The sequence below is a fragment of the Lysobacter korlensis genome, from assembly GCF_042434515.1.
Genome location: NZ_JBHLTG010000004.1, coordinates 495,194 through 521,360, shown reverse-complemented (window position 1 = coordinate 521,360; position 26,167 = coordinate 495,194). Strand labels below are relative to the sequence as shown.

Here is a 26,167-nt window from a genome sequence, read left to right as displayed (position 1 = left end):
GCGGAGCGCGCACCCGAGGCGCCGATACTCGGTCGCGTCGAGATGCGCATCCTCGGCAGCCTGATCGAGAAGGAAGCCACCACGCCGGATGCCTATCCGCTCACCGTCAATGCGGTCGTGCTGGCGTGCAACCAGAAGACCGCGCGCGAGCCGGTGATGCAACTCGAAGCGGACGAAGTGGCGCACGCGCTGCGCCAGCTCGAGGTGCGTGGCTGGGTCAGGTCGCAGCACAGCGGCCGCGCCGAGCGGTACGGGCACCGGGTCGAAAAGATCCTCGGGCTGACGCGTGCGCAGGCGGCGTTGCTCGCGCTGCTGATGCTGCGCGGGCCGCAGACGCTGCATGAGCTGCTGGGGCGCAGCGAGCGGCTGGCGGAGTTTGCTTCGGCCGAGGACGTGCAGCACGCGCTCGACCGGCTTGCGCGGCGCGAGCCGGCGCTGGTCCGGCTGCTGCCGCGCCAGAGCGGGCAGCGCGAGGCGCGCTACGTGCACCTGCTCGGCGGCGAGCCGGATGTGGCGGCAATGGCCGACGGGCCGGGCGTTGAATCGGCGCCCGCCTCCCGCGATCGCATTGCGGCGCTTGAGGAGCGCATTGCCGAACTCGAGGCGCGTCTGGCGCGGCTCGAAGGCAATGACCCGTCCAACGGCTGAGCCTGCGCCGTACGGCCGCGCGGCTCAGCGGTGATCGAAAGTGAACAGTCGCATGTCGAATCGCCCCTTTGAGGGCGAATTGGTGCATCCGATGGAACGATTACCCGCGTATCTGGGTCAGATCCATGAATCTTCCGGAGAGCTCGCGAATGAACCGCCGCAACGTTCTGCAGGGCCTGGCCTCGGTGGCCGCCCTGTCCCTGTTCAGTGGCTGCTCTCGCGCCGCCCCCGCCGCCGCGACCGCGACCGCCGCAGCGGCTGGCACGGCCGTGGTGCCGCTGAAACGGCCCGAAGCCTACTGGCGCGACAAGGTCAGCCCGGCGGCGTATGCGGTGCTGTTCGAAGAAGACACCGAGCGCGCCGGCAGCAGCCCGCTGAACGCTGAAAAGCGCGACGGCACGTATGTCTGCGCGGCGTGCCACTTGCCGCTCTTCAGCAGTCGGAACAAGTTCGAAAGCGGCACGGGCTGGCCGAGCTTCACGCAGCCGATCAAGGGCCATATGGCGACCAAGACCGACTACAAGATCGTCCTGCCGCGTACCGAGTACCACTGCGCGCGCTGCGGCGGCCACCAGGGCCACGTGTTCGATGACGGTCCGGCGCCGCGCGGCGAGCGCTGGTGCAATAACGGTCTGGCGCTTCGGTTCGTCCCGAAGGGCCAGTCGCTTCCGGCACTGCGAGGTTGATGATGACTACTGAGATGCGAAATACCGACCACCCGAACCCCGCCCGCCGCTCGCGTGCGACGCCGCGGATTTCGGCGTTGGCCGGCGCGGTGCTGATGCTGACCGCACTCGGCGCATGTGCCCAGGCCGACCGTGGCGCTGCGAACGCGAGCGAAAAATCCGCTAAGCCGGCCTCCGCTGTCGCGGTGTTTGCGGGCGGCTGCTTCTGGTGCATGGAGCCGCCGTACGACAAGTTGCCCGGCGTCCTTTCGACCACGTCGGGCTACATCGGCGGCAAGAGGCCCAACCCAACCTACGAACAGGTCTCGTCCGGCACCAGCGGCCACATCGAAGCGGTGCAGATCCGTTACGACCCGCGCAAGGTCGATTACCAGACCCTGCTCAACGTCTTCTGGCGCAACATCGACCCGGTCGCGGTCAACCGGCAGTTCTGCGATGCCGGCCCGCAGTACCGCAGCGCGATCTTCTACGGCAATGCCGAAGAGAAGCAGCTGGCCGAGGCGAGCAAGCGCAAGCTCGAGTCATCGAAGCGGTTCGACCAACCCGTCGCCACTGAGATCATCGCCGCGACGGCGTTCTATCCGGCCGAGGACTATCACCAGGATTACTACGTGAAAAATCCGAAGCGCTACAAGTTCTACCGCTGGAACTGCGGCCGTGATCAGCGCCTGGAGCAGGTCTGGGGCGCTGCGAAGTAACGGTCGTGGTGGTGGGGCCGGTCGCGGTGTGGCGACCGGCCCGGCGCACGAAGGGCACGTGCCGCGCGATCTCGATGGCGCACGTGTTCGCGAGCGTCACGAAGGCCGCGCTTCAACGTAGGCGGACGTCACCTGCAACCAGCTTTCAGCGGCGCTGAGTGCCCGCGGTGCCGCATGACTCGCGGCGCCCGCCCAATCTCCAGCGCGGCACCACGCGGCCGCAGACGGGCGCCCGCGAATCAACCAAAGACGGCGTCGGTCCTCGCGCCATGCGTTGATGCCGCTTCCGCCGGCCACCGCAGCGGATGAATCGATGCGTGCGGTACGTCGATGCCGGCCATGTTGCCGAAGTCACGCGCTTCGGCAATACAGCGCAGCAACCGGATCACGCCGCCATGCGTCACCACGAGCACGCGCTGCGCGCCGTGCGTGCGCGCAATGTCGTCCAGTGCCGCGCTGAGCCGCGAGGCGAACGCCGCGAAGGTTTCCGCGCCCGGCGGCGGATTCGCGACGGGGTCGGCCCAGAACCGGGCAAGCGCATCGCCCTGCTGCTCGGCGAGGTCCTCGATCAGCACGCCCTGCCAGTCGCCAAAGTGGTACTCCATCAGACGCGCATCGAGCGTCAGCGGCACGCCCTGCGCCTGCGCCAATTCGCGTGAGAACGCCGCGCAGCGCTGCATCGACGAAGCGACGATCACGTCCCAGCGCCGGCCCGCGACCGCTTCACGCAGCTGCGTCCAGCCCAAGTCGCTGAGCGCATCGTCGAGCTGACCGCGGTAGCTGCGCTGGCCGGTATCACCATGGCGCAGCAGATCGATCGTCACGGTCGAACCAATCGCCGCGCTCATGCGTTCGAAACGCCGGCCTGCGCGAACGTCGCCATGCCGTTGTGCAGTGCGCATGCGTTGCGCAGCAGCGAAATTGCGAGCGCAGCGCCGCTGCCTTCGCCGAGACGCAGCCCGAGGTCCAGCAGCGGCGTGGCTGACAGCGCTTCGAGCAGCGCCGCGTGGCCCTGTTCGTGCGAGCGATGCGCGAACAGCATCCACTCACGGCAACCGGGATTGAGGCGCGTCGCGGCTAGCGCCGCAGCCGTGGCGATGAAGCCATCGACGAGCACCGGCAGCCGCGCCTGGGCCGCGGCGATGAACGCCCCGGCGAGCGCAGCGATCTCGAAGCCGCCCAGACACGCCAGCATGCGCAGCGGCGAAGTCTCGTGCGCATGCCGCGCGAGTGCGCGATCGATCACCTCGGCCTTGCGCGAGATGCCGGCGTTGTCCAACCCGGTGCCGGCACCGGCCAGCGCCGCGGCCGGCAGACCGAGCAGTGCACAGGCCAGCGCCGCGGCCGCCGTGGTGTTGCCGATGCCCATCTCTCCGCCGACGAACACCTGCGCGCCGGCCTCGACGGCCATGCGTACGCTGTGCGCACCGGCCTCGAGCGCGGCATGCAGCTGCACGTCATTCATTGCGGGCTGCACGCAGAAGTTCGCGGTCGACGGCGCGATGACCGCGCGGCGCACGCCGGCGACCTCGCCCGGATCGTTGACCGTGCCGAGGTTGACCACCTCCAGCGTTGCGCCGAGTGCGCGCGCGAGCACGCTGATCGCCGCCCCGCCGGTGGCGAAGTTGCGCACCATCTCGCCGGTGACCGCCTGTGGAAATGCGCTGACGCCTTCGGCTGCAACTCCGTGGTCGGCGGCGAACACGCTGATCCACACGCGATCGGCGGCGGGCGTCGCGCTTGCCTGCATCGCGGCGAGTTGCACCGCGACGTTCTCGAGCTCGCCCAGCGAACCCGGCGGTTTGGTCAGCTGGCCCTGGTGTTCGCGCGCAGCGCAGGCGAAGGCCGGGTCCGGCGACGGACATGCAGCAGCCCACCACCCGGCCTGAGCCGCGTCGCAGTGGATCGATTCGGCAACAACGTGATTCATGCAGATCCCTTCAAGAACAATGGGAGGCCGGCCGCGGTGAACACCACGCGCTCACAGTGGTGGGCCAGGTCCTGGTGCAATCGCCCGGCCTCGTCGACGAAGCGTCGGCTCAACTCCCCCATCGGCACCACGCCGAGCCCGACTTCGTTGCTGACCAGCAGCACCTGGCCGGCCGCGTTCGCGACCGCATCGAGCAGGGCTTCGCGCTCATGCGCGTAGCGCGCGGCGTCGTCCAGACACAACAGATTCGACAGCCACAGCGTGAGGCAATCGACCAGTACGCAGCGCTGCGGCGAGGCAAGCCGGCGTAGCGCATCGGCGAGCGCGAGCGGTTCTTCGACGCAGCCCCAGTGCGCAGGCCTTCGTGCGCGATGCAGATCGACCCGCGCATCCATTTCCGCATCGCGGCGTTCGGCGGTGGCGATGTACACGACGTCGAGACCGCTCGCGTCGGCCCAGCGTTCGGCCAGCGCGCTCTTGCCCGAGCGTGCGCCTCCGAGAATCAGGCTGCGCATGCGGGCGTCCGTGCGAGCAGGCGCAGCAATGCGTCGGTGTCGAGATGGGCATCGACGATGTCGGCAAGCCGCTCGAGACTGGCCTCGCGCAGTGCGCGCATGTCCAGGCGCTGCGCGTCACGCAGCCCGGCCCAGCGCAGCAGCGCATCGAGCGCATCTGCGTCATCGAACAGGCCATGCAGGTACGTGCCGAGCACGCGCCCGTCGGCCGAGCACGCGCCATCAGCGCGGCCATGGGCCAGATATGCGAACGGACGCGCAAGTGCGGGCCCTTCGCTGACGCCGCAGTGGATCTCGTAGCCGCGCACCGGCGCCTCGACGCCTTCGAATGACAGTCGCCCGTCGACATCGCGCAGCTGCTTCAGCGGCTCGAGCGTTGTGTGCAGCTCCAGCAGGCCCAGTCCGTCACTCGAACCCGGCGCGCCTTCGATGCCAAGCGGATCGTGCACCGCCTGCCCCAGCATCTGCAGCCCACCGCAGATGCCGAGCACGCGTCCGCCATAGCGCAGATGCCGGGCGATCGCATCGTCCCAGCCGTGCTCGCGAAGCGCAGCCAGATCTCCGCGCGTGGATTTCGAGCCCGGCAGGATGATGAGCTCGCACGGCGGCGGAGTTTCGCCGCGCGGCACGAAGATCAGCTCCACCTGCGGATGCGCGCGCAATGCGTCGAAGTCGGTGTGGTTGCTGATGCGCGGCAGCACCGGCACGGTAATGCGCAGGCGCTGCCCGGCTTTCGCGGCGGACTCGCGCGGCAGCGCGTCCTCGGCTTCCAGGTGCAGGCCGTGCAGGTAGGGCAGCACGCCGAGCACCGGCTTGCCGGTCTCGCGCTGGAGCCAGTCCAGACCCGGCTGCAGCAGCGCGATATCGCCACGGAAGCGGTTGATGACAAAGCCGGCGATGCGCGCGCGCTCGCTCGTCGACAACACCGCGAGCGTGCCGACGAGGTGCGCGAACACGCCGCCGCGATCGATATCGGCCACCAGGATGACCGGGCAGTCCACCGCTTCGGCATAGCCCATGTTCGCGATGTCGCGGTCACGCAGGTTGATCTCGGCCGGGCTGCCTGCGCCTTCGACGATAACCGCGTCATGCCGCGCAACGAGCCGTGCATGCGAGGCGAGCACCGCGTCGAACGCGATGCGTTTGTACTCGTGGTAACGGCGCGCATCCATGTTGCCAATCGCGCGGCCGTGGATGATCACCTGCGCGCCGGTGTCGGTGTTCGGCTTGAGCAGCACCGGGTTGAAATCGGTATGCGGCGGCAATCCGGCGGCCTGCGCCTGCACGGCCTGCGCGCGGCCGATCTCGCCGCCGTCGACGGTCACGGCCGAGTTCAATGCCATGTTCTGCGGCTTGAACGGCGCGACGCTGATGCCGCGCCTGCGCGCCCAGCGGCACAGCCCGGCGACGAGCGTGCTTTTGCCGGCATCGGAGGTGCAGCCCTGGACCATGAGCACTGCAGCGGTGGTTTTCGCTACATCGCAGGCGGTCGGCGATGGGTTGGCCGTTTCGCCCGGGCGTTCATCCGCGCGCGAGCGATCACGGCTGGCGTCCTCGTGGACCCGCGCTTGTGCTGCTGTCGAAGAATCACCGACTGCGTCGCGTCGCAGTGATGCAGGCAGGCTCTCGTCCGCACCTTCTGTTGCGGAAGTCGCGATAGGACCGGCACTGTCGGCAACCGGCGATGCGCTCCGCGTCATGGCAAGAACGCCCTCGGCGTCCAATTCCGCCAACGCCGCATCCAGCCGCGCAAGCTCGGCCTCGTTCGCCGGCAGGCCGAAGCGCAGGCTGGCCGGTTGTTCGAACAGCCGCGTCAGGATGCCGCGCTGCGCGAGCGCTTCATGCACGACCTGCGCGCGCGGCTCGAGCCGCCACTGGAAGAACGCCGAGCCTGCACTCGGTGCCAGCCCATGGCGCGTGAGCACCGCTGCCAGCCGCGCGCTCGATTCGTGCAATCGAACGCGCGCCTCTTCCTGCCATGCACGGTCGGCGAACGCCTGGCGTAGCGCATGGCGCGTCGGGCCTGGCAACGTCCAAGGCCCCAGTCGCTGGCGCAGCGGCTCCAGCACGCCGGGCGATGCACAGACAAAGCCCGCGCGTGCGCCGGCCATGCCGAAGAACTTGCCGACCGACCGCAGCACCACCAACCCGCCACGGTCGCTGACATGCGCGAGGCTGCGTTCCGGCGTCGCGTCAATGAACGCCTCGTCGACGATAAGCCAGCCCCCGCGCTTTGCAAGCGCGTCGGCGAGCTGCAGAAGCTGTGCGGGCTCGAATGTGTCGCCGGCCGGGTTGTTCGGATGGATCAGCGCGATGACATCGAAGCGCGCGTGATCGGTGAGCAGTTCCGCCGCGCTCGCAAGCGTGACCTCGTGTCCGGCGCGGCGCCAAGCGTGCGCGTGCTCGGCATACCCCGGCGACAGCACGCCTGCGCGGCAGCGGCCACGGAGTTCTGGCAGTGCCTGGATTGCGGCCTGCGATCCGGCGACCGGCAGCAGGTGTGGTGCGCCGTAGTACGCCTGCGCGGCTTCGACCAGGCCGTCATCGTCTTCGGGCAGGCGGTGCCAGGCGCTCGCCGGCACCGGCGGCACCGGCCATGGAAACGGGCTTACGCCGGTGGAGAGATCCAACCAGTGCTGCGCGGGAATGCCGTAGCGCCGCGCCGCGCGCAGCAGGCGTCCGCCGTGCTCGAGCATCATGCGACCGCCCTCGCGCCGGCCACCAGCAGGCCGAGCACCACCCACAGCGTGACGCCGCCGCGCACCAGCGCCAGTGCGCGTCGCACGCTGTCCTCATCCGCAGGCGCCCCTTCGCCGAGCGTGGGCCGCTCTTCCCAGACGCCGTGATACGGCGCCGCGCCGCCGAGCCGGGTACCGATCGCGCCGGCCCCGGCGGCCATCACCGGTCCCGCGTTCGGGCTGTCCCACAGCGGTGCCTGCAGGCGCCAGCAACGCAGCGCACGCGCGGTCTGCCCGAGCAGCGCGTAAGTCATCGCAGTCAATCGAGCCGGCACCCAGTTGAGTACGTCGTCGAGGCGCGCCGCGGCCCAGCCGAAGCGCTCGTAGCGCGGCGTGCGATAGCCCCACATCGCGTCGAGCGTGTTCGCAAGCCGGTACAGCACCGCGCCCGGCGCACCCAGCAACGCGAACCAGAACAGCGCTGCGAATACCGCATCGTTGCCGTTCTCGAGCACGGATTCGGTCGCCGCGGCCGCGACCTGCGACGCGTCGAGCGCGCCGGTATCACGGCTGACCATGCGCCCGACCGCAGCACGCGCGTCGTCGAGCCGGCCTGCGGCAAGCGCATCGGCGACCGGACGCGCATGGTCGTGCAGGCTGCGGTGGCCGATCGCGAGATACAGCACAGCCGCCGACAGCGCCGCTGCGAAGCTCGGCGAACGATCATGTGCGGCGTTCATCACCAGCGCAGTGAGCAGTGTCAGCGGCAGCACCGCCAGCGACCACGCGATCACGCCACTGATGCGGCGATCGCCATGCAGGCGCGCTTCGAGCGCGCGCACGGCGCGTCCGAACGCGACCAGTGGATGCGCGCGACGCGGCTCGCCGAGCCATGCATCCAGCAGAACGGCCACGAGGGCCACGAGAGCGGTCGTCACGGCCGACGCGACACGAAGCTGGCGTCCGGGCTGGATCGGAAGCACAGGCCCGCGACACCCGCGCCCCACCGACCCGCCTCGCAGCTAGTCCGGTAGAGCGCCTGTCCGGCCGAGCCCGACCGGAACCGCGGCGACGCTGGCGCGGGCATGTCGATCCTGGCGCCCGGCGAGCGACAGGGTTCATTCGGCAGCGGTTGGCTCACTCGGACCTCGCGGGCGGATCAATTCGCGTGCCGGTCGCGCGCGATTGGAATGTCGCTCCGGCCGCGCTGATTGTAGTGGCGGGCCGTCCCGAGGTGCCGATCGAGCCCATGCGTGGCCGGGGATCGCGCGCTCATGCTGTGGCGGCCACGGCCGGCTCTCCGCAAGGTCAACCGGCGCCCCGCGCGCACGCTCGCTTTCGCGTCACCGCCGCGGCCGGCCTGCTTCACTGGCCACATGGACAAACCGCATCTCGTGTTTTTGACCGGCGCCGGCATGTCCGCCGAAAGCGGCGTGCCGACGTTCCGTGACGCGCTGACGGGCCTGTGGTCGCGCTTCGATGCCGAGGCGCTCGCAACGCCTGCCGCATTCCGTCGCGATCCCGAGCTGGTCTGGGGCTGGTACCGCTGGCGCGCCGCGCAGCTGCTCGACGTGCAGCCGCATGCCGGCCACGATGCGATCGCCACGATCGAGCGCCGCGGTTTCAAGGTCGACGTGATCACCCAGAACGTCGACGACCTGCACGAACGCGCGGGTAACCGGAACGTCGTGCATCTGCACGGCAAGCTGCTGCGCTCAAGGTGCATCGACTGCGGCGCCCGGCGCGATCCCGACCCGATCACACTCGACCCGCCCAGCAGCCGCGAAGGCGAGCGCGAGGCGCCGCCCCGGTGCGAGGTCTGCGGCGGGCAGTTCCGACCGGACGTGGTCTGGTTCGGCGAAGCGCTGCCGCAGGCCGAATGGGAGTACGCGCAGGACGCGCTCGCGCGCTGCGATCGGGTCATCGTCGTGGGCACGTCCGGGCTCGTGCAGCCGGCCGCATCGCTGCCGTCACTCGCGCGCGCACTCGGCAAACCAGTGCTTGAGATCAACCCGCAACCGAGCGCAATCACGCCGGAGGTGGACGCGTTCTGGGCGTTGCCGGCAAGCACGGGGCTGACGCGTCTGCTCGACGAACTCGACAACGCCTGATTCCGCGCTTTCGGCGCTGCGTCGGAGCAGCAACGTCGGGGCGCTGCAGACGTAGCGGCCAGCGTCCCATCGCGCGCTCGACACTCAGCCTACCCGCTAGGTAAACAACGCCGGCCATCGCCCAAAACAACACGGGCGCGTAATCGCCGCGCCCGTGCACACCAGCAGAATCAGCTTCGGTCAGCCCTTCGTAAACACCAGGTGACCGCCCTCGGCCTCCACGCGGACGGTCTCGCCACTGGCGAACTCACCCGACAGGATGCGCTGCGCGAGCGGGTTTTCGAGCTGCTGCTGGATCGCCCGCTTGAGCGGCCGCGCACCGTAGACCGGGTCGAAGCCGACGTTGCCGATCAACGCCAGCGCCTGGTCCGACAGCTCCAGCTTCAGACCGCGCTCGGCCAGGCGCTTGTCGAGCCCGCGCAGCTGAATCTTCGCGATCTCACGGATCTGCGACTTGTCCAGCGGATGGAACACGACGATGTCGTCGAGCCGGTTGATGAACTCCGGCCGGAAGTGCGCCTGCACCACGCCCATCACCGCCGCCTTCATCTGCATGTAGGCCTCCGGTGAGTCTTCGCCGCCCATCTCCTGGATCATCTGGCTGCCGAGGTTGCTCGTCATCACGATGACCGTATTGCGGAAATCGACCGTGCGGCCCTGCCCATCGGTGAGGCGCCCGTCATCGAGCACCTGCAGCAGGATGTTGAACACGTCCGGGTGCGCTTTCTCGACCTCGTCGAGCAGGATCACGCTGTACGGCCGCCGCCGAACGGCTTCGGTGAGATAACCGCCCTCCTCGTAGCCGACATAACCCGGAGGCGCGCCGACGAGGCGGCTCACCGCGTGCTTTTCCATGAACTCGCTCATGTCGATGCGGATCATCGCGTCCTGCGAGTCGAACAGGAACTCGGCGAGTGCCTTGCACAGCTCGGTCTTGCCGACGCCGGTCGGGCCGAGGAACAGGAATGAACCCGACGGCCGGTCGGGATCGGACAGACCCGCGCGCGAGCGACGCACCGCATCGGACACGACCTTGATCGCCTCGTCCTGACCGACCACGCGCGAATGCAGCGCCGCCTCCATGTTCAGCAGCTTCTCGCGCTCGCCCTCGAGCATCTTGCTGACCGGAATGCCGGTCCAGCGCGAGACGACCTCGGCGATCTCCTCGGCGGTGACCTTATCCTGCAGCAGCGTGAAGCCCTTTGTTTCCGCCTCCTGCGCCGCGGCAAGCTGCTTTTCCAGTTCGGGGATGCGCCCGTACTGGATCTCGCTCATCTTCGCGTAGTCCTGGTGGCGCTGCGCAGCCTCCAGCTCGATGCGTGCGGCCTCGATCTGCTCCTTGATCTTCGTTGTGCCCTGCACGCTCGCCTTCTCGGCCTTCCACACTTCCTCGAGATCGTTGAACTCGCGCTCGAGCGTGTCGATCTCGCTCTGCAGGTCCGCAAGGCGCTGCTTGGACTCCGCGTCCTTCTCCTTTTTCAGCGCCTCGCGCTGGATTTTGAGCTGGATCAGCCGGCGCTCCTTGCGGTCGAGTTCCTCCGGTTTCGAGTCGATCTCCATACGGATGCGGCTGGCCGCTTCATCCATCAGGTCGATCGCCTTGTCGGGCAGCTGGCGGTCGGCGATGTAGCGGTTGCTGAGCGTGGCCGCGGCGACGATTGCCGGATCGGTGATCTCGACGCCGTGGTGCACCGCGTAGCGTTCCTTGAGGCCACGCAGGATCGCGATCGTGTCTTCCACGCTCGGCTCTCCAACGAACACCTTCTGGAACCGGCGCTCGAGCGCGGCGTCCTTCTCGACGTACTTGCGGTACTCGTCGAGCGTGGTCGCGCCGATGCAGTGCAGCTCGCCGCGCGCGAGCGCGGGCTTGAGCATGTTGCCCGCATCCATCGCGCCTTCCGCCTTGCCGGCACCGACCATCGTGTGCAGCTCGTCGATGAACAGGATCACCTGCCCTTCGTTCTTCGCCAGATCGTTGAGCACGCCCTTGAGGCGCTCTTCGAATTCACCGCGGAACTTCGCACCGGCGATCAACGCGCCCATGTCCAGCGAAAGCACGCGCTTGCCGCGGATGCCTTCAGGCACCTCGCCGTTGACGATGCGCTGCGCGAGGCCTTCGGCAATCGCGGTCTTGCCCACGCCGGGCTCGCCGATGAGCACCGGATTGTTCTTCGTGCGGCGCTGCAGCACCTGGATCGTGCGGCGAATTTCCTCGTCGCGACCGATCACCGGATCGAGCTTGCCGCTCTCGGCGCGCGCGGTGAGATCGATCGTGAACTTCTCCAGCGCCTGGCGCTGGTCTTCCGCGTTCTCGTCCTGCACCTTCTCGCCGCCGCGCACCTTGTCGATCGCGGCTTCGATCTTCGGTTTCGTGGCGACTGCGGCCTTCAGCGCACGGCCCGCATCGCCCTCGTCGTCGAGCGCCGCCAGCACAAACAGCTCGGATGCGATGAACGCATCACCGCGCTGCTGCGCAAGCTTGTCGGTCACGTTGAGCAGCCGCGCCAGGTCGTTGCCGGCCGAGACCGAGCCGGCCTGGCCGGAGACCTTCGGCAGCCTGTCGAGCGCCTCGCCGAGGCGTTCGCGCAGCAACGGCACGTTGACGCCGGCCTGGGCGAGCAGCGGGCGCGTGCTGCCGCCCTGCTGGTCGACCAGCGCCGCGAGCAGGTGCACGGGCTCGATCAGATTGTGGTCGCGCCCGACGGCCAGCGACTGCGCGTCGCTGAGCGCCTGCTGGAAGCGCGATGTGAGCTTGTCCATCCGCATGTCGTGATCCTCGAATCAGTGGCGGGCCGCCCCCGCGATGGCGGTGAGATGCGGTTTCTCGCGCGTGTTTTAAAGGCTCCACCGTGCGTCGACAGCGACGGCGCCACCGTGCCTTCGCCGCCACCGAGCGGCCTCGCAAATGCCGCGAAAAACCGCACCCGAAGGGTCCGTCCACCCGGTGCTTACATCTGCCCGTTCACAATTGTGTTCATGATGCATACCCATTTACCTGCACCACCTGCCCTGTCTACCGACTGGGCGCTTTTCCTGGACGTCGACGGCAGCCTGCTCGACTTCGCTGCCACGCCTGATGCGGTGCATGTGCCGGACGACCTGGTCGATGCGCTCTCGGGCCTGCGGGATGCGCTCGACGGTGCGCTCGCGCTCGTGAGCGGGCGGTCGCTGCAGCAGCTCGACGACCTGTTCTCGCCGTTGCGCCTGCCTGGCGCTGGCCTGCATGGGCTGCAGCTGCGCGAGACGCCCGGCGCGACCGTTGAATCCGCACCGCCACCGCCCGGGCTGGACGAGATCCGTCAGCAGGGCGAGGCGATCGCCGCCCGCCACCCTGGCGCGCTCGTCGAAGACAAGGGCGCGACGCTCGCGTTCCACTGGCGCGCGTCCGGTGCCTCGGCCGCAGCGCCTGAATTCGAAGCGCTTGCCGAATCGGCGCTCGCCACGCTGCCGCATTACCGCATGCAACCGGGCAACCACGTGCTCGAGCTGCGACCGGACGGCTTCGACAAGGGCGGCGCGATCCGCCACCTGCTCGAAACCGACCGCTTCCGCGGCCGCACCCCGGTGTTCATCGGCGACGACCTGACCGATGAGCACGGATTCGAAGCCGTCAACGACCTCGGCGGCATCGCGGTACTGGTCGGCACGCGCACGCCGACCGCTGCCGGCTTCTGCATCGAAACCCCGACCGCCCTGCGCGCCTGGCTGCTCAACGCAGCCACCCGTCTGTCGAAGAAGGAAGCGACTGCATGACCTCAAGCCTCAACCTCGGCGTCATCGGCAACGGTACCGTCGCCGCCCTCATCGACGAGACCGGCCGCTTCGTCTGGGGCTGCGTGCCCGCGTTCGATGGCGATCCGACGTTCTGCGCGCTGCTGTCGCCGCGCCACCACGCCGGCGGCGACTGGGCGATCGAGCTGCAGGACATGGTGTCGTCCGAGCAGGCGTACCTTCCGAACACCGCGGTGCTGCGCACGGTGCTGCGCGACGCGCATGGTGGCGCGGTCGAGATCACCGATTTCGCGCCGCGCTGGTACCAGTTCGACCGCTTTTTCCGGCCTGTGATGTTCGTGCGCCGTGTCCGCGCGCTTGCAGGGCAGCCGCGCATCCGCGTCGTGCTGCGTCCTTTGAGCAACTACGGCGAATGCGTGCCCGAGATGACCTGGGGCAGCAACCACGTCCGCTACCTGGTCTCCGGCTTCACGCTGCGACTGACCACCGACGCGCCGGTGCGCATGATCCGCGAGGGTGTGCCGTTCGTGCTCAGCCAGGACCTCCACCTCGTGCTCGGCCCGGACGAGTCGATGACCGAATCGGTCACCTCGTTCGTGCGCCGCGCCGAGGAGCTCACGATCGGCTACTGGCGCAACTGGGTGCGCACGCTGTCGATCCCGCTGGAATGGCAGGACGCGGTGATCCGCAGCGCGATCACGCTCAAGCTCTGCCAGTACGACGAGACGGGCGCGATCATCGCGGCGATGACGACCTCGATCCCCGAAGCGCCGCACACGGTGCGCAACTGGGACTACCGCTACTGCTGGCTGCGTGACGCGGCATTCGTTGTGCGCGCACTCAACCGCCTCGGCGCGACGCGCACGATGGAGGAATACCTGCGCTACGTGTCGAACCTCGCCACGCCGGACGGATTGCTGCAGCCGCTGTACGGCATCGCGTTCGAGACCGAGCTCGCCGAGGACGAGGTGGAATCGCTGTCCGGCTATCGCGGCATGGGCCCGGTGCGCCGCGGCAACCTCGCCTGGCTGCAGAAGCAGCACGACGTGTACGGCAGCGTCGTGCTCGCCTCGACGCAGCTGTTCTTCGACCGCCGCCTCGACCATCCCGATCCGCTGTCGATGTTCACGCGGCTCGAGCCGGTCGGTGAACGTGCATTCGAGCTCTATGCGCGCCCCGACGCGGGCCTGTGGGAATTCCGCGGCCGCGCCGAGACGCACACGTACTCGGCGGTGATGTGCTGGGCCGCCTGCGACCGGCTTGCGAAGATCGCCGCGCATATCGGCGTCGATGACCGCGCACAGTTCTGGCGCGAACGCGCGGACCGCATGCACGAGCACATCGTTGCCGAGAGCTTCGATCCCGAGCGCGGCCATTTCGTCGATGCATTCGGCGGCCACCGGCTCGATGCGTCGCTGCTGCTGCTGGCCGACACCGGCTTCGTCACGCCCGAGGACCCGCGCTACATCGCGACCGTCGACGCGATCGGCCAGGACCTGCGCCGCGGCGATGCACTATTCCGTTATGTCGCGCCCGATGATTTCGGCGCACCGGAGACCAGCTTCACGATCTGCACGTTCTGGTACATCGATGCGCTGGCCTCGATCGGCCGCTGCGATGAGGCGCGCGAGCTGTTCGAATCGGTGCTCGCCAAGCGCAATCCGCTGGGCCTGCTGTCGGAGGATCTGGCGTTCGAGGACAACGAACCCTGGGGCAACTTCCCCCAGACGTATTCCCATGTGGGCCTGATCACCGCCGCCATGCGCCTGAGCCGGCCCTGGCAGGACGCGACGTGAGGAGGGCCGCACCGGCATCCATTCCATCCGTACATCGCCCCATCCATGACCCGCCCCGCCGCATTGCCGGCGGGCGCCGTATCACCCGGAGTCATCGCCGCTGCCGTCAGGACGACGGCTCGATCCGCTACAGGAGCACAGCCCCATGAGCCGTCTCGTCATCGTATCCAACCGCGTTGCCCTGCCTGACGAGCCCCGCGCCGGCGGGCTGGCGGTGGCGCTGCAGGCCGCGCTCGAGGAAACGGGGGGCATGTGGTTCGGCTGGAGCGGGCGCATCGATCCGGAGGTTTCGGGCGAAGTGCGCATGCAGGAAGCGCACAGCATCCAGTACGTCACGATCGATCTGTCCGAGCAGGACCACGCGAACTACTACAACGGCTTCGCGAACCGCACGTTATGGCCGCTGCTGCACTTCCGTGTCGATCTCGTCGACTACAGCCGCGAAACCTATGACGGCTATCTGCGCGTCAACGAACTGTTTGCCGAAAAGCTCGCGCCACTGCTCCGTGCGGACGACGTCGTCTGGATCCACGACTACCACCTGATTCCGCTCGGCAAGCTGCTGCGCGAGCGCGGCATCAAGTGCAAGCTCGGTTTCTTCCTGCATGTGCCGATGCCCTCGTCGGACCTGCTCGCAGCACTGCCGGGGCATCTGCGCCTGTTCGAGGGCCTGTCCTCGTATGACCTGATCGGCTTCCAGACCGAGCGCGATCTCGAGCGCTTCCAGGACTACGTGCGCCTGTACGGCCGCGGCCGCGTGATGAAGTACGGCCTGCTCGAGACCGAGCACGGCAAACGGCTGTGCGCGGGCGCGTTCCCGATCAGCATCGACACCGCGCGTATCGCCCAGCTCGCCGCCGACGGGTTCGGTAAGGCCAGCGTGCGGCGTTTGAACGACAGCTTGTCCGGGCGGCACCTCGCGATCGGCGTCGACCGGCTGGACTACTCCAAAGGCATCCCCGAGCGCTTCCGCTCGTACGCCGACTATCTCGAACGCTACCGCGAACAGCGCGGGCGGCTGACCTATCTGCAGATTGCACCGGTTTCGCGCGGTGACGTGGCCGAATACCAGACGCTGCGGCACGAGCTGGAACGGCTGACCGGCCACATCAACGGCACCTATGCCGAGCCGGACTGGACGCCGATGCGCTACGTCAACCGCAACTACCCGCATCCGACGCTGACGGGCTTCTACCGGCTGGCGCGCATCGGCCTGGTCACGCCGCTGCGCGACGGCATGAACCTGGTCGCGAAGGAGTTCGTCGCCGCGCAGGACCCGGGCGACCCCGGCGTGTTGCTGCTGTCGGCATTCGCCGGTGCGGCGCGCGAGCTCGACGGCGCGCTGATCGTGAATCCCTATGACAACCAGGGCGTTGCCGATGCGATCGCCACTGCGGTGCAGATGCCGCTCGGCGAGCGGCAGGAGCGCTGGCAGACGATGATGAAGCGGCTGCGCACGCATGACATCACGGCGTGGCGGCGTAATTTCCTGCGCGCGCTGCGCGAGTCCGACCCGGCCGCGGCCAAGCCCGACGGCGGCGAGCGGCGGCGGCGCACGTCCGCCGAGGTGGATATCAGCGCGCTGCCGCCGCGCCGGGCACGCATCGAAGACGGGGCGCATCCACCGCCGGCCTGAACGACACCGCGCGCAGCCCCGTTATTGCGGCCCGATCCAGATCAGCGAGGCCATGCGACCGGTGCGCCGGTCGCGGCGGTGCGAGAAGAACCGCTGCGGCTCGGAGATCGTGCACAGCCCGCCGCCGTGGATCGCATCGTTCGCCAGCCCTGCGGCCGCCAGCCGCCGCCGCGCGAGCGCATACAGGTCCACCCGCCAGTGCAGCGGCCGCGTGCTGACGAACGCCGCGCCCGCGCCCCAGTCCGGCGCGACGAATGCGTCGTACACCTCATGCCCGACTTCGTACTGCTGCGGGCCGGCTGCCGGGCCGAGCCATGCGATCACCTGCGACGCCGGCGTCGACATCGCGTCCAGCGTCGCTTCGAGAACGCCTGTCGCGAGGCCACGCCAACCCGCATGCGCGGCCGCGACCTCGCTGCCGTCGCGTGAGCAGAACAGCACCGGCAGGCAATCGGCGGTCAGGATCGCCAGCACTTCGCCCGGCACGGCCGTGACTGCGGCATCGGCTTCGGGCTCGACATCGCCATGCCCTGCGCTGCCGGCTTCGATCCGCTGCACATCGGTCCCGTGCACCTGGCGAAGCCAGTGCGGCCGCCCCGGCAGCTGCGCAAGCGCCATCAAACCTGCGCGGTTGCGCTCGACCGTATCGGGCTGATCACCGTCGGCCGCATAGCGGTTGCCGAGGTTGAACGCATCGAATGGCGACTGCGACCGACCGGCGCCGTAGCGCAGCGTCGTGAACGCGCGGACGCGCGATGGCGCCGGCCAGTCCGCGGTCAGCCAGGGCGCCTGCTCCACGGCTCAGCGTCCCGATTCGGCCGCCGCGCGGCTGTCGGCGCGCAGCACGGCGACGAGTTGCTGCATGTCATCCGGCACCGGCGCCGTGCAGCGCACCGGATCGCCACTGACCGGATGCGCGAACTCCAGCGTCTCGGCATGCAGGGCCTGGCGGCGGAATCCGCGCAGCGACTCGATGAGTTCCGGCGTCGCGCCACGCGGCAGCTTCAGCGGGCCGCCGTACAGCGGGTCGCCGACGATCGGGTGCTTGAGGTGCTGCATGTGCACGCGGATCTGGTGCGTGCGTCCGGTCTCGAGCCGGCATTCGAGCAGCGTGTGTGCGCGGAAGCGCTCGCGCAGCCGGAAATGCGTGACCGCCTCGCGCCCGTCCTCGCGCACGGCCATGCGGATGCGGTCGCGCGGATGGCGGTCGATCGGCGCGTTCGCCGTGCCGCCCGACACCAGCGCGCCGACGACGACGGCCAGGTACTGCCGGTGCACGCCGCGCGCCGATAGCTGCTCGACCAGCGCGGTGTGCGCCGGCAGCGTGCGCGCCACGACCATCACGCCCGAGGTGTCCTTGTCGAGGCGGTGCACGATGCCCGCACGCGGCAATGCGTTGAGCGACGGGTCGCGGTGCAGCAGGGCATTGACCAGCGTGCCGGCCGGGTTGCCGGCACCCGGGTGCACGACCAGGCCCGGCGGCTTGTTGATGACGATGACCTGCTCGTCCTCGAACAGCACGTCGAGTGCGATGTCCTCGGCTTCCGAATGCGTCTGCACCTGGAGCACGACATTGAGCGTGACGGCCTCGCCGCCGCGCACCGGATCGCGCGGGCGCACCTCGCGTCCGTCCAGGCGCGCATCGCCCGACTTGATCCACGCCGACAGGCGCGATCGCGAGTAATCAGGGAACAGCTCCGCCAGCACCGCATCGAAGCGGCGGCCGGCACTGGAGTCGGGAACGGTGGCGTGGAGCGGCGCGTCGGACATCGGACAAGCACGATTCAGGGCGCTGCCCCGGGGACTGCTATTATCGGCGGTCTGTGCCTTTGGTGCCTGTCGAGCCGCCATGACCGATCGTTCCATCCAGCGTCCGGCCCGTTCCGGCGCCGTCCTTCGCACCAGCGTCCTGCTGGCAGTGCTCATTGCGGTCGGCAGTAGCGGCTGCGCCCGCTTCGGCAAGATGTTCAAGGACGAGGACGCCGACGAAGGCCAGCCGGTCGAGGCGATCTACGAAAAGGCCAGCCGTTCGATGAAGAACGGCAACTGGTCGGGCGCCGAGCAGAGCTTCAAGCGCCTCGTGGCCCAGTACCCGTACGGCCCGTACACCGAGCAGGCCCTGATCGAGACGGCCTACGCGCAGTACAAGGCCGGCAAGCACGAGGAGGCGATCAGCAGCATCGACCGCTTCATCCGCACCTACCCGACCCACCGCAACATCGCGTACCTGTACTACCTGCGCGGGCTGGTCAATTCCACGCGCGATGCGGTGTTCCTGCAGAAGGTCTGGAGCCTCGACGCGAGCCGCCGCGACCTCGCCACGCCGATGCAGGCGTACAACGACTTCACGATCGTCACCGAGCGCTACCCGAACAGCCGCTACGCGGCGGACGCACGCGAACGCATGGCAAAGCTGCGCAACATGTTCGCGCGCCACGAGCTGGAGACCGCGCTGTACTACCTGCGCCGCGATGCCTACGTCGCCGCCGCCGAGCGCGCGCGCTACCTGCTCGACACCTATCCGCAAAGCGAGCACCAGGCCGATGCGGTCGCGACGCTGGCCGCCGCGTACACCGGGCTCGGCAACGAAGCGCTCGCCACCAGCGCCCGCAACCAGCTGCAGCAGCTCGCACCGAACCACCCCTACCTCGCAGGCGACTGGCCGGACTACCCGAGCAACCTGCGCAAGCTCAACCCGTTCGCGGGCGAGAAGTCGGCGCTCGACAACGACTGACTCCTGCAGCGACCGAAAGCATCGACGCCGCCTCCGGGCGGCGTTTTTGCGTGGGCGCGCCACACGAAGCGCCCTGCATCCGCAACAGCCGCGGTCGGTGGCGCCGTTAGACTGGCGTTTTCCACGCAGGGATCGCGCGATGGCAATGCCGGAGATTCTTCGCTACACCGCGTTCAGTCGCGACCCGATGGGCGGCAACCCGGCCGGCGTGGTGCCGGACGCCTCGTCACTGGATGCGGACGCGATGCAGCGCATCGCGCGTGAGCTTGGCTATTCGGAAACGGCGTTTCTGCGCCCGCAGGGTCCGCAGGCCTTCGAGGTGCGTTACTTCAGCCCCGAAGCCGAAGTGCCGTTCTGCGGCCACGCGACGATCGCAAGCGCGGTCGCGCTCGCGGACCGGGGCCACGATGGCGAACTGCGCTTCATGACGCGCGCGGGCGAGGTCCGCGTCGAGACCGCGCGCGACGCATCCGGGGCGCGCGCCACATTGACCAGCGTGTCTCCGGAGGTGAGCGAAGCGCTGGATGCACTCGTCGCGGCCGCCCTCGGCGCGCTGCATTGGCAGCCCGGTGATCTCGACCCGGCACTGCCAGCGCGTATCGGCTTCGCCGGCGCGCGCCACCTGATTCTGGCCACGCACTCGCGTGAGCGGCTTGCACAGCTCGATTACGCGTTCGAACCGCTGCGCGAACTCATGCTCGCGCACGAGCTGACGACGGTCGCGCTCGTATGGCGCGAATCCGATTCCTGCTACCACGTGCGTAACCCGTTCCCTGTCGGCGGCGTGGTCGAAGACCCGGCGACCGGCGCTGCGGCTGCCGCGTTCGGTGCCTACCTGCGTGAACTCGGGCTCGTGCGCCCGCCTGCCACCGTCGAGCTGCTGCAAGGCGCCGACATGGGCCGGCCCAGCGAATTGACCGTCACGATTCCTGCCCAAGGCGGCATCCGGGTCAGCGGCAACGCCGTCGCGATTGCCACCTGAGCCCGATGCCGGGTCACCTCAGGCGCGGTAGCTGTTCGTGATCGGATAGCGCCGCTCGCGGCCGAATGCACGACGCGAGATCTTCGGGCCCGGCGCGGCCTGGTGGCGTTTCCATTCGCTGATGCGCACCAGCCGCACGATGCGCTCGACGGTCTCGCGATCGAAGCCGGCCGCGATGATCTCCTCGCTCGACTGCTCGAGGTCGACATGGCGCAGCAGGATCGCGTCGAGCACGTCGTACGGCGGCAGCGAGTCCTGGTCCTTCTGGTTCTCGCGCAGCTCCGCCGATGGCGGCCGCTCGATCACGCCGCGCGGGATTACCACATCGCCCACCGTGTTGCGCCAGCGCGCAAGCGAATACACCTCGGTCTTGTACAGATCCTTCAGCGGCGCGTAACCGCCGGCCATGTCGCCGTAGATTGTCGCGTAACCGACCGCGTACTCGCTCTTGTTGCCGGTCGTCAGCAGCAGTCCGCCGAACTTGTTGCTCAGCGCCATCATCAGCGCGCCGCGCGTGCGCGACTGCAGGTTTTCCTCGGCGATGTCGACGGGCCGGCCCGCGAACGTCTCCGACAGCGCATCGAGAAAACCCTGAAACGGTTTTTCGATCGGCAGCGTCAGCAGCCTTACGCCCTGGGTTTCGCACTGCTCGGCGGCGAGGTCGTTCGACAGGTCAGCGGTGTAGCGCGACGGCATGCGCACGGCGGTGACGTTCTCGGCGCCGAGCGCATCGACCGCGATCGCGAGCACGAGCGCCGAATCGATACCGCCGGACAGCCCGAGCCAGACCTTGTCGAAGCCGTTCTTGCGGCAGTAATCGCGCGTACCGCGCACCACCGCGCGCCAGGCCAGCGCGTCGCGGCTCTCGTCGCCGTCCTCGACCCATTGCAGCGGCGCGAAACGCCGGGTTTCAGCGTCGAACTCGAGCACGAGCCATTGCTCGGCGAATGCGGCCGCCGCCGGATGCACGGTCCCGTCGCCATCGGCGACCACCGACGCGCCATCGAAGACCACCGCGTCCTGCCCGCCGACCATGTTGAGGTAGACGATCGCCGCACCGGTCTCGCGCGTGCGCTGCGCGAGCAGCGTGTCGCGCTGGACGTGCTTGTCGTGCTCGAACGGCGACGCGTTCGGCACCACCACGAGTGCCGCGCCCGCCTCGACGGTTTCGGCCAGCGGCTCGGCGAACCAGAGGTCTTCGCAGATCAGCAGGCCGACCTGGACCCCGGCCACCTCGAACACGCAGTTCTCGCGATCGGGGTCGACATCGAAATAGCGCCGCTCGTCGAACACCGCGTAGTTCGGCAACTCGCGCTTGCGGTAGGTCTGCTCGATCTGGCCATCGCGCAGCACGCTTGCCGCGTTGTAGACGATGCTGCCCACGCTCTGCGGCCAGCCGACGACCGCGACAATGCCGCGCACGCGGCTGGCGATACGCTGCAGCGCCGCGGCGCAATCGGCGAGGAATGACGGCCGGAACAGCAGGTCCTCGGGCGGATAGCCGCTGATCGCAAGCTCCGGAAACACCACCAGATCCGCGCCGTATTCGTCGCGCGCGTGCTCGATCATGGCCGTGATGCGCTCGGCATTCGCTTCGACCGCACCCACAGGAAAGTCGAACTGCGCAAGCGCAAGGCGGAGCGGTTTCGTCATGGCCAGCGGCCTCCGGTATGTCCCTGCGGGAATCGCGATCTAAGCAGACCGTCCGTTACCGCCCGTCGATGACTACGACGAGCACGGCATCGGTCTGTACGAGCGCGTCATTGTTCCAGAATCTCGCGGCGCGGTAGCCGGTAGCGGTGCGACCTCGCCTACCGGAACTTCCGTTTCCCTGTGCGGGCCCTGCCTGCCTTCATTCCCGCCCGCGGAAACGCAAGCGTGTGCGAGCAGGTCAAATGCTCATGCGCAACACAGCTCGTCAGTGGGAGCATCAGTGAAGGCTATGGCCTGCGCAGCCCAACAAAAAGGCCACCCGGAGGTGGCCTTTTTGCACAGTCGGCGGTCGCCAGCGCTGGCGTTACTTCGCCAGGCGCTTCGCGATCGCCGCGCCCAGGTCGCCGGGCGACTTCACCGTGGTGACGCCGGCCGCTTCCATCGCCGCGAACTTGCCTTCGGCCGTGCCCGAGCCGCCCGACGCGATCGCGCCGGCGTGGCCCATGCGCTTGCCCTTCGGCGCCGATGCACCGGCAATGAAGCCGACGACCGGCTTGGTCACGTACTCACGGATGAAATCGGCGGCCTCTTCCTCGGCGCTGCCGCCGATTTCGCCGACCATGATGATGCCTTCGGTCTGCGGATCGTCCTGGAACCAGCGCAGCGCGTCGATGAAGTTCGTGCCGTTGATCGGGTCGCCGCCGATGCCGATGCAGGTCGACTGGCCCAGGCCCACGTCGGTGGTCTGTTTGACCGCTTCATACGTCAGCGTGCCCGAGCGCGACACGATGCCGACCTTGCCCGGCATGTGGATGTGGCCCGGCATGATGCCGATCTTGCACTCGCCCGGCGTGATCACGCCCGGGCAGTTCGGACCGACGAGCACGACGTCCGCGTAGGTGGCCAGCACGTTCTTCACGCGCAGCATGTCGAGCACCGGGATGCCTTCGGTGATGCAGACGATGACCCTGATGCCGGCATCGGCCGCCTCGAGGATCGCGTCGGCCGCGAACGGCGGCGGCACGTAGATGACGGACGCATCGGCACCGGTTTCAGCAACGGCTTCGGCCATCGTGTTGAACACCGGCAGGCCGAGGTGCTTCGTGCCGCCCTTGCCCGGCGTAACGCCACCGACGACCTGGGTGCCGTATTCGAGCATCTGCTCGGCGTGGAAGGTGCCCTGCGAGCCGGTGAAGCCCTGCACCAGCACCTTCGTGTTCTTGTTGATCAAAACGGACATGGTGAGCGTTCCTTACTGGCCGGAGACGGCGGCAACCGCCTTCTTCGCGCCATCGTTGATGTCGTCGGCCGGCGTGATCGCCAGGCCGGAGTTCTTCAGAAGCTCCTTGCCGGCTTCGACGTTCGTGCCTTCCAGGCGCACGATCACCGGCACCTTGACGTCGACTTCCTTGACCGCCGCGATGATGCCCTCGGCGATCATGTCGCAGCGGACGATGCCGCCGAAGATGTTGACGAAGATCGCCTTGACCTTGTCCGAGCTGAGGATCAGCTTGAACGCCTCGGTCACGCGCTCCTTGGTCGCGCCGCCGCCGACGTCGAGGAAGTTCGCCGGCTCGCCGCCTTCAAGCTTGATGACGTCCATCGTCGCCATCGCCAGACCCGCGCCGTTGACCATGCAACCGATGTTGCCGTCCATCGTGACGTAGTTGAGGTCGTGCTGGCTGGCCAGCACCTCGGTCTCGTCTTCCTGGCGGATGTCGCGCATCGCGACGAGTTCCGGATGACGGAAGCTCGCGTTGTCGTCGGAATCGACCTTGCCGTCGAGCACGGCGAGGCTGCCATTGGTGAGGATCGCGAGCGGGTTGAGTTCGACCAGCGCGAGGTCCTTTTCCATGAAGAGCTTGTACAGGCCCGTCATGATCTTGGTGAGCTGGCCGACCTGCTTAGCGTCGAGGCCGAGCGCGAAGCCGAGGTTGCGGCACTCGTACGGCTGCAGGCCCTGCACGTAGTTCACGTTGAGCGTCTCGATCGCTTCGGGCTTTTCAGCCGCGACCTGCTCGATGTCCATGCCGCCTTCGGCCGACGCGATGAACGTCACCGACTTCGTCGAGCGATCGACGAGCACCGACAGGTACAGCTCCTTCGCGATGTCCGTGCCTTCGGAGATCAGCACGGTGTCGATCGGAAGCTCGACGCCGGCGGTCTGGTAGGTGGCCATCTTCGTGCCGAGCATCGCCTGGGCGTACTGCTTGACCTCGTCATACGACCTGGCGAGCTTGACGCCGCCGGCCTTGCCGCGGCCACCGGCATGGATCTGCGCCTTGACCACCCACAGGTCGCCCGGGATCGCCTTCGCGGCCGCAACGGCCTCTTCGGGAGTGCGCGCGACGCGCCCGGTCGGCACCGCGATGCCGTATTCGGCAAACAGCTGCTTTGCCTGGTATTCGTGAAAATTCATGCGTCACCGAGGGGAGATGAAAGAGGCCCGCGCAGTCGAGTGGCCGGAGACACGAAATCACCGTGCCGGCCGCGCGCGAGGGCCCGCATTGTCGCCGATCGCGCTGGTCCGGGCAAAAATCGCGCCGATGCGGACCGGTCGGGCAACATCCGGCCATTGGCGGCAGCGACGTTGGCGAGGCGCCGTATGCTCGTGATGCGATCGCCGCGGATCGCGGCGGGCCGTGCCTATACTCGCGCCGAGCCCGCCGTGCAGGATGCCCGTTTGCCGCTCCAGATCGCCCCCGTCGAGGTCTCCGAGGCCGACCGCGTGCTGCGCCGCGAACTGCGGCTTTTCAATCTGTACCGCCTGTTCGAAGCCACGCTGCTGGTGCTCGTGCTGTTCGGTCCGGTGGCGACACTGATCGCCGAACCGCGCCACGAGTTGTTCGCGCGTGCGCTCGCGATCGCATACGCGTTCATTTCAGTGCTGCTGCTCGCGTTCGGCCGTCGCGGCGATCCGCGGGCGATGACCATGGCCGGCATCGCGAGCGACGTGTTCTTCGGCGTGCTGTCGATGCATGCGGTGCCAGCGGTCGGTGTCGGCATCGCGCTGATGTTGATGTTCAACGTCGGCGCGGCGGCGCTGCTGCTGCGGCCGGCATTCGGCCTGGGTGCCGCGGCCGTGGCGATCGCGGCGATCGTCGGCGAATACGCATGGGGCGTGGGCCTTGGCGAAGACGTCGGCAGGCCACGTGCGGAACCGATCATGTTCGCGGTCGGCTACGCGGCGATCGCCACGCTCATGAGCCTGCTCGGCCGCCAGATGCGCGAGAGCTACGAGCTGGCCGAACGACGCGGCGCGGAGGCCTCGCACCTGGCCGAGATCAACGAACTGATCATCCGCCGGCTGCGCACCGGCGTGCTGCTCGTGGACGGCCTCGGCCGGCTGCGGCTTGCGAACGAAGCGGCCAGCCTGCTGCTCGGCGAAGTCGACGATGCGCAGGGCTACCGCGAACTCGCGATCGCGATGCCTGAGCTGGCGCGCCGGCTGGAGCAGTGGCGCACCGACGGCAAGCCCGACGACACGCCGCTGCCGCTGGGCGCGAACCTGCCCGACGTGGTGCCGCGTTTCGCGCGCCTGCTGGCCGGCAGCGATCAGACCCTGATCTTCCTCGACGACACGTCGCTTGCGAGCCGCCGCGCGGAATCGATGACGCTGGCGACGCTGGGCCGCTTCTCGGCCAGCCTCGCGCACGAGATCCGCAACCCGCTGGCGGCGATCAGCTACGCCGTGCAGCTGCTCGAGGAGTCCGACGACATCCGCCCCGCCGATCGCCGCCTGCTGGAAATCGTCCACCAGCAGTGCCAGCGCATGAACGGCATTGTCGAGAACGTGCTTGGCCTCGCGCGGCGCGAGCCGGCCAAGCCGGAGCACGTGGAACTGGTCGGCTTCGCGCGCCGCTTCGTCGACGACTACCTCGCCAGCCACCCGATCGAGCACGACATGCTGCGCGCGACCGGCAGCGTGCGCGAGCTGTCCGCGCTGGTCGACCCACGCCAGCTGCACCAGGTGCTGACCGTGCTGGTCAGCAATGCGCTCAACTACGGCCGCATGCCCGGCGAGCCGGCGCAAGTTGCGGTGCATGTGCAGCTGGACGCGTACGGCGCACCGATGGTCGAGGTGCGCGACCGGGGCCCGGGCATTCCGGACGCGGTGGCCGTGCGCTTGTTCCGACCGTTCTTCACCACCTCGCCACACGGCACCGGGCTGGGGCTGTACATCGCCCGCGAGCTCTGCCGCGCGAACCAGGCCCGGCTCGACTACGTGCCGCTTCCGGCCGGTGGCGGTTGTTTCCGGGTCAGCCTGCACGGCAAGCGCGAGGGGGGCTGAGTCCCACGCGGCCGCCCAAACCGTGCCAGCGGCCGCAGATCGCCGCGCGCGGTCACATTGCGACGTTGGCCGCACCG

At 68.5% G+C, this 26,167-nt stretch carries 20 protein-coding genes and 2 pseudogenes; 10 read left to right on the top strand and 12 right to left on the bottom strand.

The genetic code is table 11. The features are described 5' to 3' along the window. Positions 1–42 precede the first annotated feature (42 nt). From ACFFGH_RS18795 to msrA, 3 genes are all read left to right on the top strand, one after another. The gene (locus tag ACFFGH_RS18795; protein WP_386671297.1) at positions 43–648 is read left to right on the top strand and encodes a YceH family protein; all 606 of its coding nucleotides are present in this window, start codon (positions 43–45) and stop codon (positions 646–648) included. A gap of 149 nt (positions 649–797) precedes the next feature. Continuing rightward, positions 798–1,334: a peptide-methionine (R)-S-oxide reductase MsrB gene (gene msrB, locus ACFFGH_RS18790; protein ID WP_386671070.1), complete on the top strand. Its 537-nt coding sequence runs from the start codon at positions 798–800 to the stop codon at positions 1,332–1,334. A 14-nt stretch (positions 1,335–1,348) separates the two neighbouring features. Further along, a complete protein-coding gene (gene msrA, locus ACFFGH_RS18785) occupies positions 1,349–2,032 on the top strand; it encodes a peptide-methionine (S)-S-oxide reductase MsrA (RefSeq protein ID WP_386671068.1) in 684 nt (227 codons plus the stop codon). A 239-nt stretch (positions 2,033–2,271) separates the two neighbouring features. On the opposite strand, the gene ACFFGH_RS18780 is transcribed toward msrA, so the two are convergent. The 6 genes and pseudogenes from ACFFGH_RS18780 to cbiB form a co-directional block, all read right to left on the bottom strand. Then, complete coding sequence (locus ACFFGH_RS18780) at positions 2,272–2,880, bottom strand: histidine phosphatase family protein (RefSeq protein ID WP_386671066.1); 609 nt, start codon at positions 2,878–2,880, stop codon at positions 2,272–2,274. After that, entirely contained in the window at positions 2,877–3,962 is a 1,086-nt protein-coding gene (gene cobT, locus ACFFGH_RS18775; protein WP_386671064.1) for a nicotinate-nucleotide--dimethylbenzimidazole phosphoribosyltransferase, read from the bottom strand. Before cobT ends, ACFFGH_RS18780 begins: the two co-directional genes overlap by 4 nt. After that, complete coding sequence (cobU, locus tag ACFFGH_RS18770; protein ID WP_386671062.1) at positions 3,959–4,477, bottom strand: bifunctional adenosylcobinamide kinase/adenosylcobinamide-phosphate guanylyltransferase; 519 nt, start codon at positions 4,475–4,477, stop codon at positions 3,959–3,961. Before cobU ends, cobT begins: the two co-directional genes overlap by 4 nt. After that, entirely contained in the window at positions 4,465–5,928 is a 1,464-nt protein-coding gene (locus tag ACFFGH_RS18765; RefSeq protein WP_386671295.1) for a cobyric acid synthase, read from the bottom strand. The genes cobU and ACFFGH_RS18765 overlap by 13 nt, the downstream gene beginning before the upstream one ends. 270 nt (positions 5,929–6,198) lie before the next feature. After that, positions 6,199–7,173 (bottom strand): annotated as a pseudogene (gene cobD / locus ACFFGH_RS18760) (threonine-phosphate decarboxylase CobD); the annotation flags it as partial. Further along, positions 7,173–8,093: an adenosylcobinamide-phosphate synthase CbiB gene (gene cbiB, locus ACFFGH_RS18755; protein ID WP_386671060.1), complete on the bottom strand. Its 921-nt coding sequence runs from the start codon at positions 8,091–8,093 to the stop codon at positions 7,173–7,175. The pseudogene cobD and the gene cbiB, both read right to left, overlap by 1 nt. A 438-nt stretch (positions 8,094–8,531) precedes the next feature. On the opposite strand from cbiB, the gene ACFFGH_RS18750 reads away from it, so the two are divergent. Beyond that, positions 8,532–9,266: an NAD-dependent deacylase gene (locus ACFFGH_RS18750; RefSeq protein ID WP_386671057.1), complete on the top strand. Its 735-nt coding sequence runs from the start codon at positions 8,532–8,534 to the stop codon at positions 9,264–9,266. 180 nt (positions 9,267–9,446) lie between these two features. Here the strand turns inward: ACFFGH_RS18750 and clpB are convergent, their stop codons facing one another. Then, the gene (gene clpB, locus ACFFGH_RS18745; RefSeq protein WP_386671055.1) at positions 9,447–12,032 is read right to left on the bottom strand and encodes an ATP-dependent chaperone ClpB; all 2,586 of its coding nucleotides are present in this window, start codon (positions 12,030–12,032) and stop codon (positions 9,447–9,449) included. Between the two features lie 210 nt (positions 12,033–12,242). Here clpB and otsB point away from each other — a divergent pair, with 210 nt between their 5' ends. The 3 genes and pseudogenes from otsB to otsA form a co-directional block, all read left to right on the top strand. Further along, positions 12,243–13,019, top strand: coding sequence for a trehalose-phosphatase (gene otsB / locus ACFFGH_RS18740; RefSeq protein WP_386671053.1), 777 nt, complete (start codon positions 12,243–12,245; stop codon positions 13,017–13,019). Next, entirely contained in the window at positions 13,016–14,794 is a 1,779-nt protein-coding gene (locus tag ACFFGH_RS18735; protein ID WP_386671051.1) for a glycoside hydrolase family 15 protein, read from the top strand. Before otsB ends, ACFFGH_RS18735 begins: the two co-directional genes overlap by 4 nt. 145 nt (positions 14,795–14,939) lie before the next feature. Continuing rightward, a pseudogene (gene otsA, locus ACFFGH_RS18730) lies at positions 14,940–16,304 on the top strand (alpha,alpha-trehalose-phosphate synthase (UDP-forming)); the annotation flags it as partial. Positions 16,305–16,451: 147 nt separating this feature from the next. Here otsA and pgeF read toward each other — a convergent pair. After that, a complete protein-coding gene (pgeF, locus tag ACFFGH_RS18725) occupies positions 16,452–17,228 on the bottom strand; it encodes a peptidoglycan editing factor PgeF (protein ID WP_386671049.1) in 777 nt (258 codons plus the stop codon). Positions 17,229–17,231: 3 nt separating this feature from the next. Then, complete coding sequence (gene rluD / locus ACFFGH_RS18720; RefSeq protein ID WP_386671046.1) at positions 17,232–18,200, bottom strand: 23S rRNA pseudouridine(1911/1915/1917) synthase RluD; 969 nt, start codon at positions 18,198–18,200, stop codon at positions 17,232–17,234. Between the two features lie 79 nt (positions 18,201–18,279). On the opposite strand from rluD, the gene ACFFGH_RS18715 reads away from it, so the two are divergent. After that, entirely contained in the window at positions 18,280–19,164 is an 885-nt protein-coding gene (locus tag ACFFGH_RS18715) for an outer membrane protein assembly factor BamD (RefSeq protein ID WP_386671044.1), read from the top strand. 139 nt (positions 19,165–19,303) lie between these two features. Next, positions 19,304–20,146 (top strand): PhzF family protein, encoded by an 843-nt coding sequence (locus tag ACFFGH_RS18710; protein ID WP_386671042.1) that lies wholly within the window; start codon positions 19,304–19,306, stop codon positions 20,144–20,146. Between the two features lie 18 nt (positions 20,147–20,164). On the opposite strand, the gene ACFFGH_RS18705 is transcribed toward ACFFGH_RS18710, so the two are convergent. The 3 genes from ACFFGH_RS18705 to sucC form a co-directional block, all read right to left on the bottom strand. Further along, positions 20,165–21,799: an NAD+ synthase gene (locus tag ACFFGH_RS18705; protein WP_386671040.1), complete on the bottom strand. Its 1,635-nt coding sequence runs from the start codon at positions 21,797–21,799 to the stop codon at positions 20,165–20,167. Positions 21,800–22,163: 364 nt separating this feature from the next. Beyond that, complete coding sequence (gene sucD, locus ACFFGH_RS18700; protein ID WP_386671038.1) at positions 22,164–23,039, bottom strand: succinate--CoA ligase subunit alpha; 876 nt, start codon at positions 23,037–23,039, stop codon at positions 22,164–22,166. Positions 23,040–23,051: 12 nt separating this feature from the next. After that, positions 23,052–24,218, bottom strand: a complete 1,167-nt coding sequence (sucC, locus tag ACFFGH_RS18695; RefSeq protein ID WP_386671036.1) for an ADP-forming succinate--CoA ligase subunit beta — start codon at positions 24,216–24,218, stop codon at positions 23,052–23,054. Positions 24,219–24,482: 264 nt separating this feature from the next. On the opposite strand from sucC, the gene ACFFGH_RS18690 reads away from it, so the two are divergent. Further along, positions 24,483–26,090, top strand: a complete 1,608-nt coding sequence (locus tag ACFFGH_RS18690) for a sensor histidine kinase (RefSeq protein WP_386671034.1) — start codon at positions 24,483–24,485, stop codon at positions 26,088–26,090. The last annotated feature ends 77 nt before the right edge of the window (positions 26,091–26,167 follow it).